Consider the following 13214-nt stretch of genomic DNA (forward strand, 5'->3'; position numbering starts at 1 on the left):
GTCCGGGACGTGATCGAATTCGTACGGAACGTCCGGCTGTGGTTCGCGCCCGAGGAGATCCGGCGGGAGGGCGGCACGCCGGACTACCGGTTCTCGCTGGCGAACGAGCGCACCTTCCTGGCCTGGCTGCGCACCGCGATGGCGCTGGTCGGTGGCGGTTTCGCGGTGGACCAGTTCCTGCCGGACCTGCGCTGGGGCTGGCGGGTCGGGCTCGCGCTCGCGCTGCTCGCGGCGGGCGTGCTGTGCTCCCTGCGCGCGGTCAATCACTGGGTGGCCTGTGAGCGGGCGATGCGGCGCGGCGAGGATCTGCCGGTGTCCCGGTTCCCGGCGCTGCTGAGCGTGGTGGTCGCGGTGGTGGCGCTCGCGATGGTCGTGGTGGTGCTGGTCGGATGGGAGGGGTGACCCCGCCGCCGGCGCGGGACCCGGGGCTCCAGCCCGAGCGGACCCGGCTGGCGTGGCGTCGTACGACCCTGGCGGGCACCGTCGCCGCGGTGCTCGCCGTGAAGACGGCCCTGCACGGCGGGGTCTCGGCGCCGCGGATCGCGGTGTGCGCCCTGTGCTGTGTGCTGTGGCTGGGCTTCCTCGCGGTCGCCAACCGCCGCATCCGCACCCTCGCGGCGAGCCCGGCACCGGCGGCACTCGCGCCCCGGCACGCGACGGCCGCGGTCCTGTGCACGGTCGCGCTGGCGGTGTGCGGAGCGCTGCTGATCCTCTAGGGCGACGGCCGGGACTGAGGGGAGTCCTCGTCCCAGGGAACCGTCACCACGATCTTGCCTCTGGTGCGTCCCTCCTCGTTCGACCGGTAGGCCTCCGCCGCCCGTTCCAGCGGGTACGTCTCCGAGACGTGGACCGTGATCACGCCCTGCTCGGCCAGCTCGGTCAGCCGCAGCAGGTCCTCGGCGTCGGGGCGGACGAAGTAGTAGCGGCCGCCGTAGTCGAAGACCTCCGCGTCGGCGAGGGACACCAGCCGCCCCTCCGGGCTCAGCACGTTCGCCGACACCTTCAGCGCGTCGCCGCCGACGGTGTCGAGGACGGCGTCCACGCCCTCGGGGGCCAGGCCCCGTACCCGCTCGACCAGGCCCTCGCCGTACTCCACCGGCTCACCGCCCAGGCCGCGGACGTAGTCGTGGTGGCGGGCGCTCGCCGTGCCGATGACCCGGGCGCCGAGGTGCCGGGCGAGCTGGACGGCGATGGAGCCGACCCCGCCGGCCGCCGCGTGCACCAGGACGGTCTCTCCGCGCCTGACCTGGAGCACCTTGACCAGCACCTGGTACGCGGTCAGCCCGACCAGCGGCAGTCCGGCCGCCTCCTCCCAGGTGAGGTTGCGCGGCTTGCGCGCGAGGGTGCGCAGCGGAGCCGCGACGTACTCGGCGAGGGTGCCGCGGGACAGGAAGTCCTCGCGCACGTACCCGATGACCTCGTCGCCGACGCCGAACTCGGTGACCGAGACCCCCGGTTGCACCACCACCCCGCACAGGTCCCATCCCGGCACCACCGGGAAGACCGCCGGCAGGGCACCGTCGAGCAGCCCCTCGCGACACTTCCAGTCGACCGGATTCACGGCCGCGGCCCGTACCTTGACCAGCACCGAGTCGGGTCCGACCTTGGGGTCGGCCAGCTCGCCGTGGACCAGCACGTCGGGGCCGCCGTAGCGGGAGTAGCTGATCGCCTTCATGGCTCCGACCCTCCGGGGTACCCGGACGCCACGCAAGCCGAATGAGCGCATATGCGCCGTTCGCGTGGCAGCCTGTCCGACGTCATCCCCCGCACCTCCGAAGGTGAGCACCATGACCACCCCCCACCAGGAACACGCCTCCCACGCCCACTCCCACGGACCCGGTTGCGGACACACCGAGGTGCAGCACGGCGACCACGTGGACTACGCGCACGGCGGTCATCTGCACCGCGAGCACGGCGGCCACTGGGACGAGTGCGAGCCGGACGGCCACGCCACCCACGAGGGCCACGACCACCGGCACGGAGACGGCTGCGGGCACGAGAGCGTCCTGCACGGCGACCACGTCGACTACTTGCACGACGGCCACCGGCACGCGGCCCACGCCGGCCACTGGGACGACCACTGACCCGCCGTCCCGGCCGGAAGGCACCCTCCGACAGCTCCCCGTCGCCCTGCGCGGGGAGCTGTCGGCCTATCGTGGCTCCGATCACTTTGGGCTCACCCCCTGGACGACATACCGACCGGTCGGCATCATTGGTCGGGACTCGTTCACCTGCCCGTAGGAGCCCCGATGAGCCCCGACCACCCGCCCGGACTCGATCTCGACCGGCTGCGCGCCCTGCTGGAGCGCGAGCGCCCCGGCCTGGTGCACGGCCCGCTGACCGGCCGGCTGATCGAGGGTGGACGGTCGAACCTCACCTACGCCGTCTCGGACGGCACCGCCCGCTGGGTGGTACGGCGGCCTCCGCTCGGCCATGTCCTCGCCACCGCGCACGACATGAAGCGCGAGCACCGGGTGATCAGCGCGCTGCACCCGACGAACGTCCCCGTGCCGGAGCCGGTGCTGCTGTGCGAGGACGAGGACGTACTCGGGGCGTCCTTCTACGTCATGGAGTTCGTCGAGGGCACCCCGTACCGCACCGCGGGCCAACTGGCCCCGCTGGGTGCCGAACGCACGCGGCAGGCGGTGCTCGGGCTGGTGGACACGCTCGTCGACCTGCACGCGGTGGACCCCGCCGAGGTGGGCCTCGCGGACTTCGGCCGCCCGGAGGGCTATCTCGACCGCCAACTGCGCCGCTGGGGCAAGCAGTTGGACGCCTCCCGCAACCGTGACCTGGCCGGCATCGACGAACTGCACGCCACCCTCGGACGCCGGCTGCCCGGTTCCCCCGCGCCGACGGTGATCCACGGCGACTACCGCCTGGACAACGTCCTGATCGGCAGCGACGACCGGATCAAGGCGATCCTCGACTGGGAGATGTCCACCCTCGGCGATCCGCTCACCGACCTGGGCCTGCTGGTGATGTACAGCCTGCCGCTGGACATGCCCGACTCCCCCGTCTCCACCACCGCCGAGGCCCCGGGGCACCCGGATCCGGCCGAGCTGATCGAGCGGTACGCCGCGCGCTCGGGGCGCGATGTCTCCGCGGTCTCCTGGTACACGGCGTTCGCCTGGTTCAAGCTCGCCGTGATCCTGGAGGGCATCCACTACCGCTACACCCTGGGCCAGACGGTCGGACGCGGCTTCGACCGCATCGGCGACCTGGTCCCGGTCTTCATCGAGCACGGTCTGACCACCCTTCAGGAAGGCTGACGGCACATGGACTTCGCGTTCGACGCACGCACCGAGGAGCTGCGCGGCAAGCTGCTCGCCTTCATGGACGAGTACGTGTATCCGGCCGAGGCGGTGGCGGAGGAGCAGCGCGCCGCGCTGGCCTCGCCCTGGGACACCCCGGCCGTGGTCGAGGATTTGAAGGCCGAGGCGCGCCGGCAGGGCCTGTGGAACCTCTTCCTCCCGGACACCGAGTACGGCGCCGGACTGACCAACCTGCAGTACGCCCCGCTCGCCGAGATCACCGGCCGTTCCCCGCACTTGGCGCCGACCGCGCTGAACTGCGCGGCGCCGGACACCGGCAACATGGAGGTGCTGTACCAGTTCGGCGACGAGCAGCAGAAGAAGCAGTGGCTGGAGCCGCTGCTGGCGGGTGAGATCCGCTCGGCGTTCGCGATGACCGAGCCCGAGGTGGCCTCCTCCGACGCCACCAACATCACCACCCACATCGAGCGGGACGGAGACGAGTACGTCATCACCGGCCGCAAGTGGTACATCTCCGGGGCGATGAACCCGGACTGCAAGATCTTCATCGTGATGGGCAAGACGGACCCGGACGGCGAGGACCCCCGCCGCCAGCAGTCGATGGTCCTCGTCCCGCGCGACACCCCGGGCGTGACCGTCCGGCGCGCCATGCAGGTCTTCGGCTACGAGGACCACTCGCACGGCGGCCACGCCGAGGTGGACTTCGACCACGCGCGGGTGCCGGTGGCCAACCTCATCGGCGAGGAGGGCGGCGGCTTCGCCATCGCGCAGGCCCGCCTCGGGCCCGGCCGTATCCACCACTGCATGCGGCTGATCGGCATGGCCGAGCGGGCGATCGAGCTGATGTGCCGCAGGGCGGTGGACCGTACGGCGTTCGGCAAGGCGCTGGCCCAGCAGGGCGTGGTGCACAACTGGATCGCGGACGCGCGGGTCACCGTGGAGCAGCTGCGCCTGCTGGTCCTGAAGACGGCCTGGATGATGGACACCGTCGGCAACCGGGGCGCCCACACCGAGATCCAGGCCATCAAGATCGCTACCCCGCGCGCGGTCGTCGACATCATCGACCGCGCGATCCAGCTGTACGGCGCGGGCGGGGTGAGCCAGGACTTCCCGCTGGCCGAGCTGTACGCGAGCGCCCGCACGCTGATGATCGCGGACGGGCCGGACGAGGTGCACCAGCGGTCGCTGGCGCGCCGGGAGCTGAAGAAGTACCGGTGAGGACCCTTACGGCCTGAGTGCCCTCAGGAGCAGGTCGGCCAGATGGTCGGCCAGCTCCTGGGGGCTCATCGGCCCGTCGGGGCGGTACCACGTCGACAGGTGGTGGACGGAGCCGAAGTGGTAGTCCACCACCAGGTCGGCCGGGGTCGCGGTGGAGAAGACCCCGGCCTGCTGGCCCTCCTCGACGAGCGCGCGGAAGCGCTCGTGGTAGCGCCGGCGCTCGGCGCGCACCTGCTTGTTCTTCTCGGGGCTCAGATGGTGCATCGAGCGGAAGAAGATCGACGCGTCGTCGAGGTTGTCGATCGTGGTGACGACGACGTCGGCCGCCGCGGCCCGCAGCCGCTTCTCCACCGGCTCGTCGGCGCCCGCGAGGGCGTCCAGACGCTCCTGCTGGACGCGCAGCACGCGCGCGTACACCTCGTGCAGCAGGTCGTCCTTGGAGCCGAAGTAGTGGTACAGCGCCCCCTTGGTGACGCCTGCCGCCTCCACGATCTCCTGCACCGAGGTCCGGTCGTAGCCCTGCTCGGCGAAGAGCCGGGTGGCGGCGGCCAGCAGCCGCTGCGGGACGGGGGTGCCGTCCGCGTCCGTCGTCCTGGGCACTGTGCCGCCACCTGCCTTTCGAGTTCTCACTGGCTGTCGTGCGCGCGGGAGCGCAGCTCCCGCCGGAGGATCTTCCCACTCGCCGTCTTCGGCAGGTCGGGCAGGATCTCCACCTGGCGCGGGTATTTGTAGGCGGCCAGTCTCTCCTTGCAGTACACCGCCAGTTCATCCGGGTCCGGCTCGGCGCCCGGCCGCAGGCTGATGTACGCCTTCACGGTCTCCCCGCGGTACCCGTCGGGCACCCCGACCACGGCCGCCTCGCGTACCGCCGGATGGGTGTACAGCACGTCCTCGACCTCGCGCGGCCACACCTTGAACCCGGACGCGTTGATCATGTCCTTCTTGCGGTCGACGACGTACAACCAGCCCTCGCGGTCCATGAACCCGATGTCACCGGTGCGCAGCTCACCGCCCGGGAAGGTCTCCGCGGTGGCCTCGGGCCGCCGCCAGTACCCGGGGACCACCTGCGGCCCGCTGACCACGATCTCGCCCTGCTCCCCGATGGGCACCTCGGCGCCCTCGTCGTCGACGATCCGCACGAGCGTGTCGGGGCCGGGCACGCCCACCGCGAGCGTCCCGGAGGCCGGGTCGACCGGCGCCTCCCGGGCGGGCGGCACGGCGGCGCAGGGCGCGGTGCACTCGGTGAGGCCGTAGCCGTTGCGGATGTACGGCCCGAAGCCGGCCCGGAACTTCTCCACCAGCGCGGGCGGCAGCGGCGCGCCGCCCGAGGAGATGATCCGGAAGGATGCGAAGTGCTCCCGGGTCACGGCCGGGTGGGCGGCCAGCGCCATGAAGGCGGTCGACGGGCCGACGGTGTAGTGCGGGTGGTGCTCGGCGAACGCGTCCAGCACGACACCGGCCTCGAAGCGGTACGCCAGCACCAGGGTGCCCGCGCTGTTGAGGCAGGCGCCGAACTGGCAGACCATGCCGGTGATGTGGAACAGCGGGGCCAGCGCGAAGTACACCGGCGCCTCGGGCAGCGGCAGCCCGGTCCGCTGCCGCTCGGCGTTGTGCATGATGTTGCCGTGCGTGTTGGTGGCGCCCTTGGGGGCGCCGCTGGTGCCGGAGGTGTAGCTGATCAGGGCGAGGTCGGAGGGCAGCGGATCGCGCCCCTCGGGAGCGGGGTGCCCGGCGCGGGCGACGGCCGTCAGGTCGTCGGCGTCGGCGGCCTGCGGCAGCCGCTCGAAGTTCAGCACCCGCTCGTCGCCCCGGGTCTGGAAGTCCAGCTCGCAGCCCGTGAGCACGATCCGCACCGGCGAGTCGGCGGCGGTCTCGCGCAGGTACGTCTGCCAGGCGCGGTCCGAGCAGATCAGCGCGGCCACCTCGCCGTCCCGCAGGACGTGTGCCATCTCCCCCGACTTGTACATGGGGTTGACCGGCACGACGGTCGCGCCCGCCTTCCAGGCGCCGAGCACGGCGAGCACGAAGAGCGGGGAGTTCTGCAGCAGGACGGCCACCCGCTCGCCGCGCTCCAGCCCGCGCGCGGCCAGGTGCCCGGCGACGGAGTCGCTCAGCGCGTCGGCCTCGCGGTAGGAGAGCCGGCCGTCGAAGTAGGCGAGGAAGTCGCGGTCCGGATGCTCGGCGGTGGCCCGGCGCAGGGCGTGCACCAGGGAGTCGTCGGGGTCGATCGGGGCGCGCTGGGCGTCGTCGAGGAGGGCGAGCCAGGGCTTGTCGGCGTAGGAGGCGCTCATCGCGTGGCCTCCCACTTGCGCTGGATGTGGTTCATGGTGCCGAGCCAGCGCTCGGGATCCGCGGCCCGCCCCTGGTAGTACCCGGCGACCTCGGGGTGCGGGAGGATCAGGAACCGGTCCTCGGCGATGCCCTTGAAGAGCGCGTCGGCCACGTCGTCCGGCTCGATGGCGGTCGGCTGGAGGACCAGGTCGCCCGCGCTGCCGCTGGCGGTGAGCATGTCGGTGCGTACTCCTTGCGGGCAGATGGCGTGCACCTTGATCCCGCGGTGCCGGTAGGTCAGCTCCAGCCACTCGGCGAAGGCGTACGCGCCGTGCTTGGTGACGCTGTAGGGCGCGGCCCCGATCATGGTGAGCAGGCCGGCGGCGGACACGGTGGAGACGAACCGCCCGCTTCCCCGCTCCAGCCAGCCCGGGAGGAGTTCCTGGGCGGCCCGGACATGAGCCATGACGTTCACGTCCCAGGCGAGCGCCCATACGTCCTCCCCGGCGGCCTCGGACCCGCCGGAGCCGACGCCGGCGTTGGCGCAGTACACGTCGACGACCCCGTCCAGGGCGTCCTGGGCCGCCCCGATCACCGCGGAGGCGTCACCGGGTACGGCGATGCCGCCGATCTCCTGCGCGACGGCTTCGGCCTTGCCGGCGTCCAGGTCGTTCACGACGACCCGGGCCCCGGCCCCCGCGAACCGCCGGGCGAGAGCGGCCCCGATGCCTCCGCCCGCTCCCGTGACAACGACTCCGGCATCCTGCAAGGCTTCCACCATCGGTCTCCTTCGACTGCGGCTCGGTCGGCACGGACAGACTAACCAGTCGGTATGTAACAAAGGAAGGGTGCGGCTGCGTCCGGGCAGGGGGCGCGGGGCGGGACGGATTTGCGGCTCCGCCGCAGCTTACGAACAGCCGCGCCAACCCCTACGGTGCCGTCCATGCGCTTCACGAGACGAACTCTCCTAGCCGCAACCCCGGCCCTGGCGGCCACCGCCACCACCACGACCACCGCGGCCGCCGCAGAGACCGGCGGCCGCAGGCTGCACACCGGCTTCGAACGCCTGGTGGCCGACGGATACGCCGTCCTGGACGGCCAACGCGTCGGCATCGTCACCAACCCGACCGGCATCACCCGGGAGGCCCGCCACATCGTCGACGTCATGCACGCCGACGAAAGAGTGAACCTGAGCGCCGTCTTCGGGCCCGAGCACGGCTTCCGCGGCACCGCCCAGGCAGGCGGCTCGGAAGGCCGCTACGACGACCCGGCCACCGGCCTGCCCGTCTACGACACGTACCTCAAGAGCGGCCGGCCCCTCGCCGACATCTTCACCGCGTCCGGCGTCGACACGGTCGTCTTCGACATCCAGGACGTGGGCGCCCGCTTCTACACGTACATCTGGACGCTCTACGACTGCATGGAGGCGGCGCAGCTGGCGGGCAAGCGCTTCGTCGTGCTGGACCGCCCCAATCCGGTCACCGGCCGCTCCGCACAGGGCCCGGTCCTGCACAAGGAGTTCGCCACCTTCATCGGCCGGCAGCCGATCGCGCAGGCGCACGGCATGACGGTCGCCGAGCTGGCCCTGCTGTTCAACGCCGAGTTCCTCGCCACCCCGGTCCCCCTGGAGACCGTGCCGATGACGGGCTGGCGGCGCTCGGAGTTCTTCGACGCCGCGCGACTGCCCTGGGTCCCCCCGAGCCCGAACATGCCGACGCCCGACACCGCCCTCGTCTACTCGGGCACCTGTCTCTTCGAGGGCACGAACCTCTCGGAGGGCCGGGGCACCACCCGCCCCTTCGAACTCCTCGGCGCGGAGGGCATCGACCGCCGCTGGGCCGCCGCGGCCAACGAACTCGGCCTGCCCGGCGTGCACTTCAGGGAGGCGTACTTCACGCCGACCTTCTCCAAGTTCCAGGGCAAGACCGTCGGCGGGGTGCAGGTCCACGTCCACGACCGGGCCGCCTACGACCCCGTCCGCACCGGGATCGGTCTCCTGGTGACCGCCAGGCGGACCTTCCCGGGCTTCGCCTGGCGCCCCGACAACTGGATCGACAGGCTCACCGGCTCCACCCAGGTCCGCACCGCGATCGACGCGGGCGCGAGCACCGACGAGGTGGTGGCGGGCTGGCAGGAGGAACTGGCCGCGTTCCGGAGGATGCGAAAGGAACACCTCCTCTACCGGTGACCCGTGCCGTATGGCCAACTCCGCCCCGTGGCGGGACGATACGCCCACATCGCACCGCCACGGGGGACGGAGGAGTCCGTCATGGCACGACCGGCAGTGAGCGTATCCCCCTACTGGGAACTGGTCTTCGACGCGGACGGGGATCCGGACGCCCGCGCCCGGGACCGGCTGCTCGCCGGAGCCGCCCGGCACGGGGTGCGGGATCTGCTGGTCTTCGCGCACGGCTGAAACAACGACCGCCCGGGGGCGACGCGGCTCTACGACCGCTTCTTCGCACCGGTCCCCAGCCTCGCGCCGGGTGCCCGCGTCGGCTACGTGGGCGTGGTGTGGCCGGCGATGCGGTTCGCGGACGAGCCGATCCCCGACTTCCCGCGCGCCGTGGCGGCCGAACTCGCTCCGCGCCCGGCCCTCGACAAGGACACCCGGCACGCGCTGCTGGAGACGTTCCCCGGGCGGGCGACCGTGATCGACCGGCTCGCCCGGCTGCTGGAGCGGCGGTCGCGCGAGGAGGCCGAACTGGAGGAGTTCGGGCGGCTGGTGCGGCTGCTGGTCGACCTGGTCCCGCCGGGCCCGCAGACGCTGTTCGCGGCGGACACGCTGGCGCAGGGCGCGCCGCAGGACGCGCCGGTGATGTTCGACGGGACCGCGGCCGGGCGGTGCGAGGAGTTCGCGCGGGCGCTCGCGTGGCTGGAGTCGCCGGACGCCGCCCCGGACGCCTCCTTCACCTTGCCCGGCCCCTGGGAGGGGGCGCATGAACTGCTGCGGCAGGCCACGTACTTCGCGATGAAGCGGCGGGCGGGCACGGTGGGCGAGCGGGGCCTGGGCAGGGTGATCGGACAGCTCGCCGCGCGGTCGCCCGGGGTGCGGGTGCATCTGGTCGGGCACAGCTTCGGCGGGCGGCTGGTGTCGTTCGCGCTGCGCGGGCTGCCCCAGGGGGTGCGGACGGTGAAGTCCGTGACGCTGCTCCAAGGGGCCTTCTCGCACTACGCCTTCTCGGCCAGGCTGCCGCACGACGCGCGCGGGGGCGGAGTGCTCCAGGGGCAGCACCACCGTATCGACGGGCCTCTGGTGTGCTGCTTCTCCCGGCACGACGACGCCCTGGGCACGATGTATCCGCTGGCCTCGCGCATGGCGGGCCACGACCGGGAGTTCCACGGATTCGACGTCGGCCGGGCGCTGGGCGCCAAGTGGGGCGCGCTGGGCTTCGACGGGGTGCAGGCGGTGCCCGGCACCCGGCATCTCAAGCTCGCCGAGGCGCTGCGCGGGCCGTTGCCCACGGCGGGGTGCGTGAACGTCGACGCCGCCGCGGTGGTCCGGCGCGGGGGTCCGCCGGCCGGGGCGCACAGCGACATCGTGCACCCGGAGCTGGCCCGGCTGGTGCTGGCGGCGGGCCGCGTGCGCTGATCCGCCGCCCGGGAAAGCGGCGGAAAAGGACCGGTGGCGGCAAAAGACCGGAATGAGTATGCATACGGATGCCGTCTCCTGGAACCCGTGCAATCCGCCGGGAGTTCTCAGTGTGTCGAGTGCGGTGCGGGGGAAGCACGCGGACCGGCTGTTGGGGACCATCGCACAACGGATGGAGCCGAATCGCGTGTCGATACGTCTATTCGTCAACGTCGCACGAAGTCCGTGCGGCGCGACGCCGAAGTGACCGAAGTACAGGTGCACGTGTGACGGAGGTGCAGGGCGATGGCCGGTTTCCGGAGTCTGGCGAGACAGGTACGAGACCCGCGCTGTGATCTGGCGCTACGCCGCTATTCGCTGCGCAAGTGCCTTGAACGGTTCGCCCCTTACGGGCACAGGGCGACCTGGGACCACTTGTGCTCGCGGGCCGGGTTCGGTCCGGAGGACCGGTCCCCCGATCCGGCGCGGCTCGTGGCCGCGTTGGAGGAGTTGGAGGAGGCGCGTTCGGTCTGGCTCGCCTACGAGGTCGAATTCGCCCACCGGCGCAAGAAGGAGAAGCACGACGGACTGCGCAGGCCGGGGAGTGTCGACGACTGGCACCGGCTGACCTGGGGCGGTTTCGGAGTGGCGTGGTGCGACGACCCGCGGGTGCACCCCCGTGAGCCGCTGGCCGAGGTGCTGCGCCGGCTGATCTCCGCCTTGGAGCGCGACCCGGGGGAAGAGTGCCCGGTGTGCGGCGGGGAGCGGCTGACCTGGAAGTACGACCTGGCCCATGAACCCTCCTCGGGCCCGGTCTGCGCGAGCTGCGGGATCGTGGTCCCGCGTCCCGTGCTGACGCCGGAGGCCCTGGCGGCCGCCCGGCGCGAACGTCGGCTGCTGATGACGGCCTAGTACGACGGGGGTGCGACGGGGATGCCGCACCCCCACCCGAGAGATGATTCCGGCATGGTGCAGGTCTGTCTGAACGGAGCCCGGTCGGCGGCCGACGGCGCGTCGGTGCCGCTGTCACCGGAGGCGATGGCCGAGTCCGCGGCCGAGGCCGTGGCCGTGGCCGCCGGTGCCACGGATGTGCATGTCCATCCCAAGACGCCCTGCGGCCGGGACAGCCTGTCCCCGCGCATCGTGGCGGCGACGCTGGAGGCGATCAGGGCGCGGGTGCCGGTGCCCGTCGGGGTGACGACGGGTGCGTGGGCGGAGCCGGATCCCGCGGTACGGGTCTCCCGGGTCCGGTCCTGGACGGTGCTGCCGGATCACGCCTCGGTCAACTGGCACGAGCCGGGGGCGGAGGAGGTCGCGTCGGCCCTGATCGACCGGGGGGTCGGGGTGGAGGCCGGTGTCTGGTCGGGGACCGACGGGGCCGCCCGGTTCGCTCGTTCGCCGCTCGGGCCGAAGGTGCTGCGGGTGCTGGCGGAGGTGACGGACACCTCCCCGGAGACGGCCGAGGCCAGTGCGCGGAGTCTGCTGGCGGAGCTGGGGTCCGCTTTCGGCCGACCGGTGCTGCTGCACGGTGAGGACGGCGGTGCGTGGCCGGTCCTGCGACTCGCGGCGCGGCTGGGGCTGTCGACCCGGGTGGGCCTGGAGGACACGCTGCTGCTCCCGTCCGGCGAACGGGCCTCATCCAACGCCCAGTTGGTCACCCAGAGCCTGATCGAGTACCCCCCGGGACGTTAACAGGTCCTAATTGAGTGGCTCCACACCTTTCCCCTCCGGACAGTTGGAGGCGATGAGACCCAACTGACCGCAAGAACCCGGGAGTCACCGATGTCGACGCTGCGCGTCACCGCCGAAGTGCTGACCGTCCATGAGCATCCGAACGCCGACGCCCTCGAACTGGCCCAGGTGGGCCTGTACCGGGCGGTGGTGGCGAAGGGCGCCTATCGCAGCGGCGAGGCGGCCGTGTACATCCCCGAGCAGTCGGTGCTGCCGGCCGCGCTGATCGAGGAACTGGGGCTGACGGGGCGGCTGGCGGGCGGCACCGCGGACCGGGTGAAGGCGGTTCGGCTGCGCGGGGAGCTGTCGCAGGGGATCGTGTGCCGGCCCTCGGCGCTGGCGGACGTGGACCTGGTGCGGGCGGCGGCGGACGGTACCGACTTCGCGGAACGGCTGGGGATCACCAAGTGGGTGCCGCCGATACCGCCGTCGATGTCCGGGGACGTGGAGTCGGCGCCGGAGCTGCTGCCGTGGGTGGACATCGAGAACATCCAGCGGTACCCGGAGATCTTCGCCACGGGTGAGCCGGTGGTGCTGACGGAGAAGCTGCACGGGTCGGCGTGCCTGGTGACGTATGTGGCGGAGGAGTCCCGGGTGTACGTGTCCTCCAAGGGCTTCGGTGCCAAGTCGCTGGCGCTGAAGGAGGATCCGCGCAATCTGTACTGGCGGGCCGTGCACGGGCACCGGGTCGCCGAGGCGGCGGCCCGGGTCGCGGAGCGGCTGGGGGCGCGGCGGGTCGGGATCTTCGGTGAGGTGTACGGGGCGGGGGTCCAGGACCTGACGTACGGGGCCGACGGCCGGCGGGAGTCCCTGGGGTACGCCGTGTTCGACGTGGCGGCGGAGATCGACGGTTCGGTGCGGTGGCTGGACGCCGCGGAACTGGTCGGTGACGCGCTGCCGTTGGTACCCCGGCTGCACGAGGGGCCGTACGACAGCGCGCGGGTGCTGGAAATCGCGAGCGGCCGGGAGACCGTGTCCGGGCGTGAGCTGCATCTGCGGGAGGGCGTGGTGATACGGCCCGCCGTGGAGCGGTACAGCCCGGTGACCGGCGGCCGGGCCATCGCGAAGGCGGTCAGCCCGGCGTACCTGACCCGGAAGGGCGGCACGGAGTACGAGTGACCCGCGACGCCGGGGTGATCCGTACGAGC

13 protein-coding genes and 1 pseudogene are annotated in these 13214 nt (G+C 72.2%); 10 read left to right on the forward strand and 4 right to left on the reverse strand.

Annotated elements, in window-relative coordinates; genetic code table 11:
* Window positions 1-9: 9 nt before the first annotated feature.
* Window positions 10-402: a YidH family protein gene (locus tag ACWD11_RS13495; protein WP_451120786.1), complete on the forward strand. Its 393-nt coding sequence runs from the start codon at window positions 10-12 to the stop codon at window positions 400-402.
* A complete protein-coding gene (locus ACWD11_RS13500) occupies window positions 390-716 on the forward strand; it encodes a DUF202 domain-containing protein (protein ID WP_451282994.1) in 327 nt (108 codons plus the stop codon). Before ACWD11_RS13495 ends, ACWD11_RS13500 begins: the two co-directional genes overlap by 13 nt.
* On the opposite strand, the gene ACWD11_RS13505 is transcribed toward ACWD11_RS13500, so the two are convergent.
* Window positions 713-1675 (reverse strand): NADP-dependent oxidoreductase, encoded by a 963-nt coding sequence (locus ACWD11_RS13505; protein WP_451282995.1) that lies wholly within the window; start codon window positions 1673-1675, stop codon window positions 713-715. The genes ACWD11_RS13500 and ACWD11_RS13505 overlap by 4 nt on opposite strands.
* A gap of 112 nt (window positions 1676-1787) precedes the next feature.
* Here ACWD11_RS13505 and ACWD11_RS13510 point away from each other — a divergent pair, with 112 nt between their 5' ends.
* The 3 genes from ACWD11_RS13510 (at window position 1788) to ACWD11_RS13520 (ending at window position 4493) form a co-directional block, all read left to right on the forward strand.
* A complete protein-coding gene (locus ACWD11_RS13510) occupies window positions 1788-2084 on the forward strand; it encodes a hypothetical protein (RefSeq protein ID WP_389419412.1) in 297 nt (98 codons plus the stop codon).
* A gap of 165 nt (window positions 2085-2249) precedes the next feature.
* Entirely contained in the window at window positions 2250-3272 is a 1023-nt protein-coding gene (locus tag ACWD11_RS13515; protein WP_451282997.1) for a phosphotransferase family protein, read from the forward strand.
* Between the two features lie 6 nt (window positions 3273-3278).
* A complete protein-coding gene (locus tag ACWD11_RS13520) occupies window positions 3279-4493 on the forward strand; it encodes an acyl-CoA dehydrogenase (RefSeq protein ID WP_451282999.1) in 1215 nt (404 codons plus the stop codon).
* Between the two features lie 6 nt (window positions 4494-4499).
* Here ACWD11_RS13520 and ACWD11_RS13525 read toward each other — a convergent pair whose 3' ends face one another.
* From ACWD11_RS13525 to ACWD11_RS13535, 3 genes are read right to left on the reverse strand one after another with little or no spacing between them, the layout of a single operon-like run.
* On the reverse strand, window positions 4500-5093 hold the full coding sequence (locus tag ACWD11_RS13525; protein WP_389419415.1) for a TetR/AcrR family transcriptional regulator: 594 nt from the start codon (window positions 5091-5093) through the stop codon (window positions 4500-4502).
* A gap of 26 nt (window positions 5094-5119) precedes the next feature.
* A complete protein-coding gene (locus ACWD11_RS13530; protein WP_389419416.1) occupies window positions 5120-6784 on the reverse strand; it encodes a class I adenylate-forming enzyme family protein in 1665 nt (554 codons plus the stop codon).
* Window positions 6781-7545 carry an SDR family oxidoreductase gene (locus tag ACWD11_RS13535; protein ID WP_451283001.1) on the reverse strand — a complete coding sequence of 255 codons (765 nt, stop codon included), beginning with the start codon at window positions 7543-7545 and terminating at the stop codon, window positions 6781-6783. Before ACWD11_RS13535 ends, ACWD11_RS13530 begins: the two co-directional genes overlap by 4 nt.
* Window positions 7546-7707: 162 nt before the next feature.
* Here ACWD11_RS13535 and ACWD11_RS13540 point away from each other — a divergent pair, with 162 nt between their 5' ends.
* The 5 genes and pseudogenes from ACWD11_RS13540 (at window position 7708) to ACWD11_RS13560 (ending at window position 13185) form a co-directional block, all read left to right on the forward strand.
* On the forward strand, window positions 7708-8952 hold the full coding sequence (locus tag ACWD11_RS13540; RefSeq protein ID WP_451283003.1) for an exo-beta-N-acetylmuramidase NamZ family protein: 1245 nt from the start codon (window positions 7708-7710) through the stop codon (window positions 8950-8952).
* 81 nt (window positions 8953-9033) lie between these two features.
* Window positions 9034-10356 (forward strand): annotated as a pseudogene (locus ACWD11_RS13545) (serine-threonine protein kinase).
* Between the two features lie 285 nt (window positions 10357-10641).
* Window positions 10642-11247, forward strand: coding sequence for a hypothetical protein (locus ACWD11_RS13550; protein WP_389419420.1), 606 nt, complete (start codon window positions 10642-10644; stop codon window positions 11245-11247).
* A gap of 54 nt (window positions 11248-11301) precedes the next feature.
* Entirely contained in the window at window positions 11302-12027 is a 726-nt protein-coding gene (locus ACWD11_RS13555; RefSeq protein ID WP_451283005.1) for a 3-keto-5-aminohexanoate cleavage protein, read from the forward strand.
* Window positions 12028-12117: 90 nt separating this feature from the next.
* Window positions 12118-13185 carry an RNA ligase (ATP) gene (locus ACWD11_RS13560; protein ID WP_451283007.1) on the forward strand — a complete coding sequence of 356 codons (1068 nt, stop codon included), beginning with the start codon at window positions 12118-12120 and terminating at the stop codon, window positions 13183-13185.
* The last annotated feature ends 29 nt before the right edge of the window (window positions 13186-13214 follow it).

The sequence above is a fragment of the Streptomyces sp. NPDC002776 genome, from assembly GCF_053592195.1.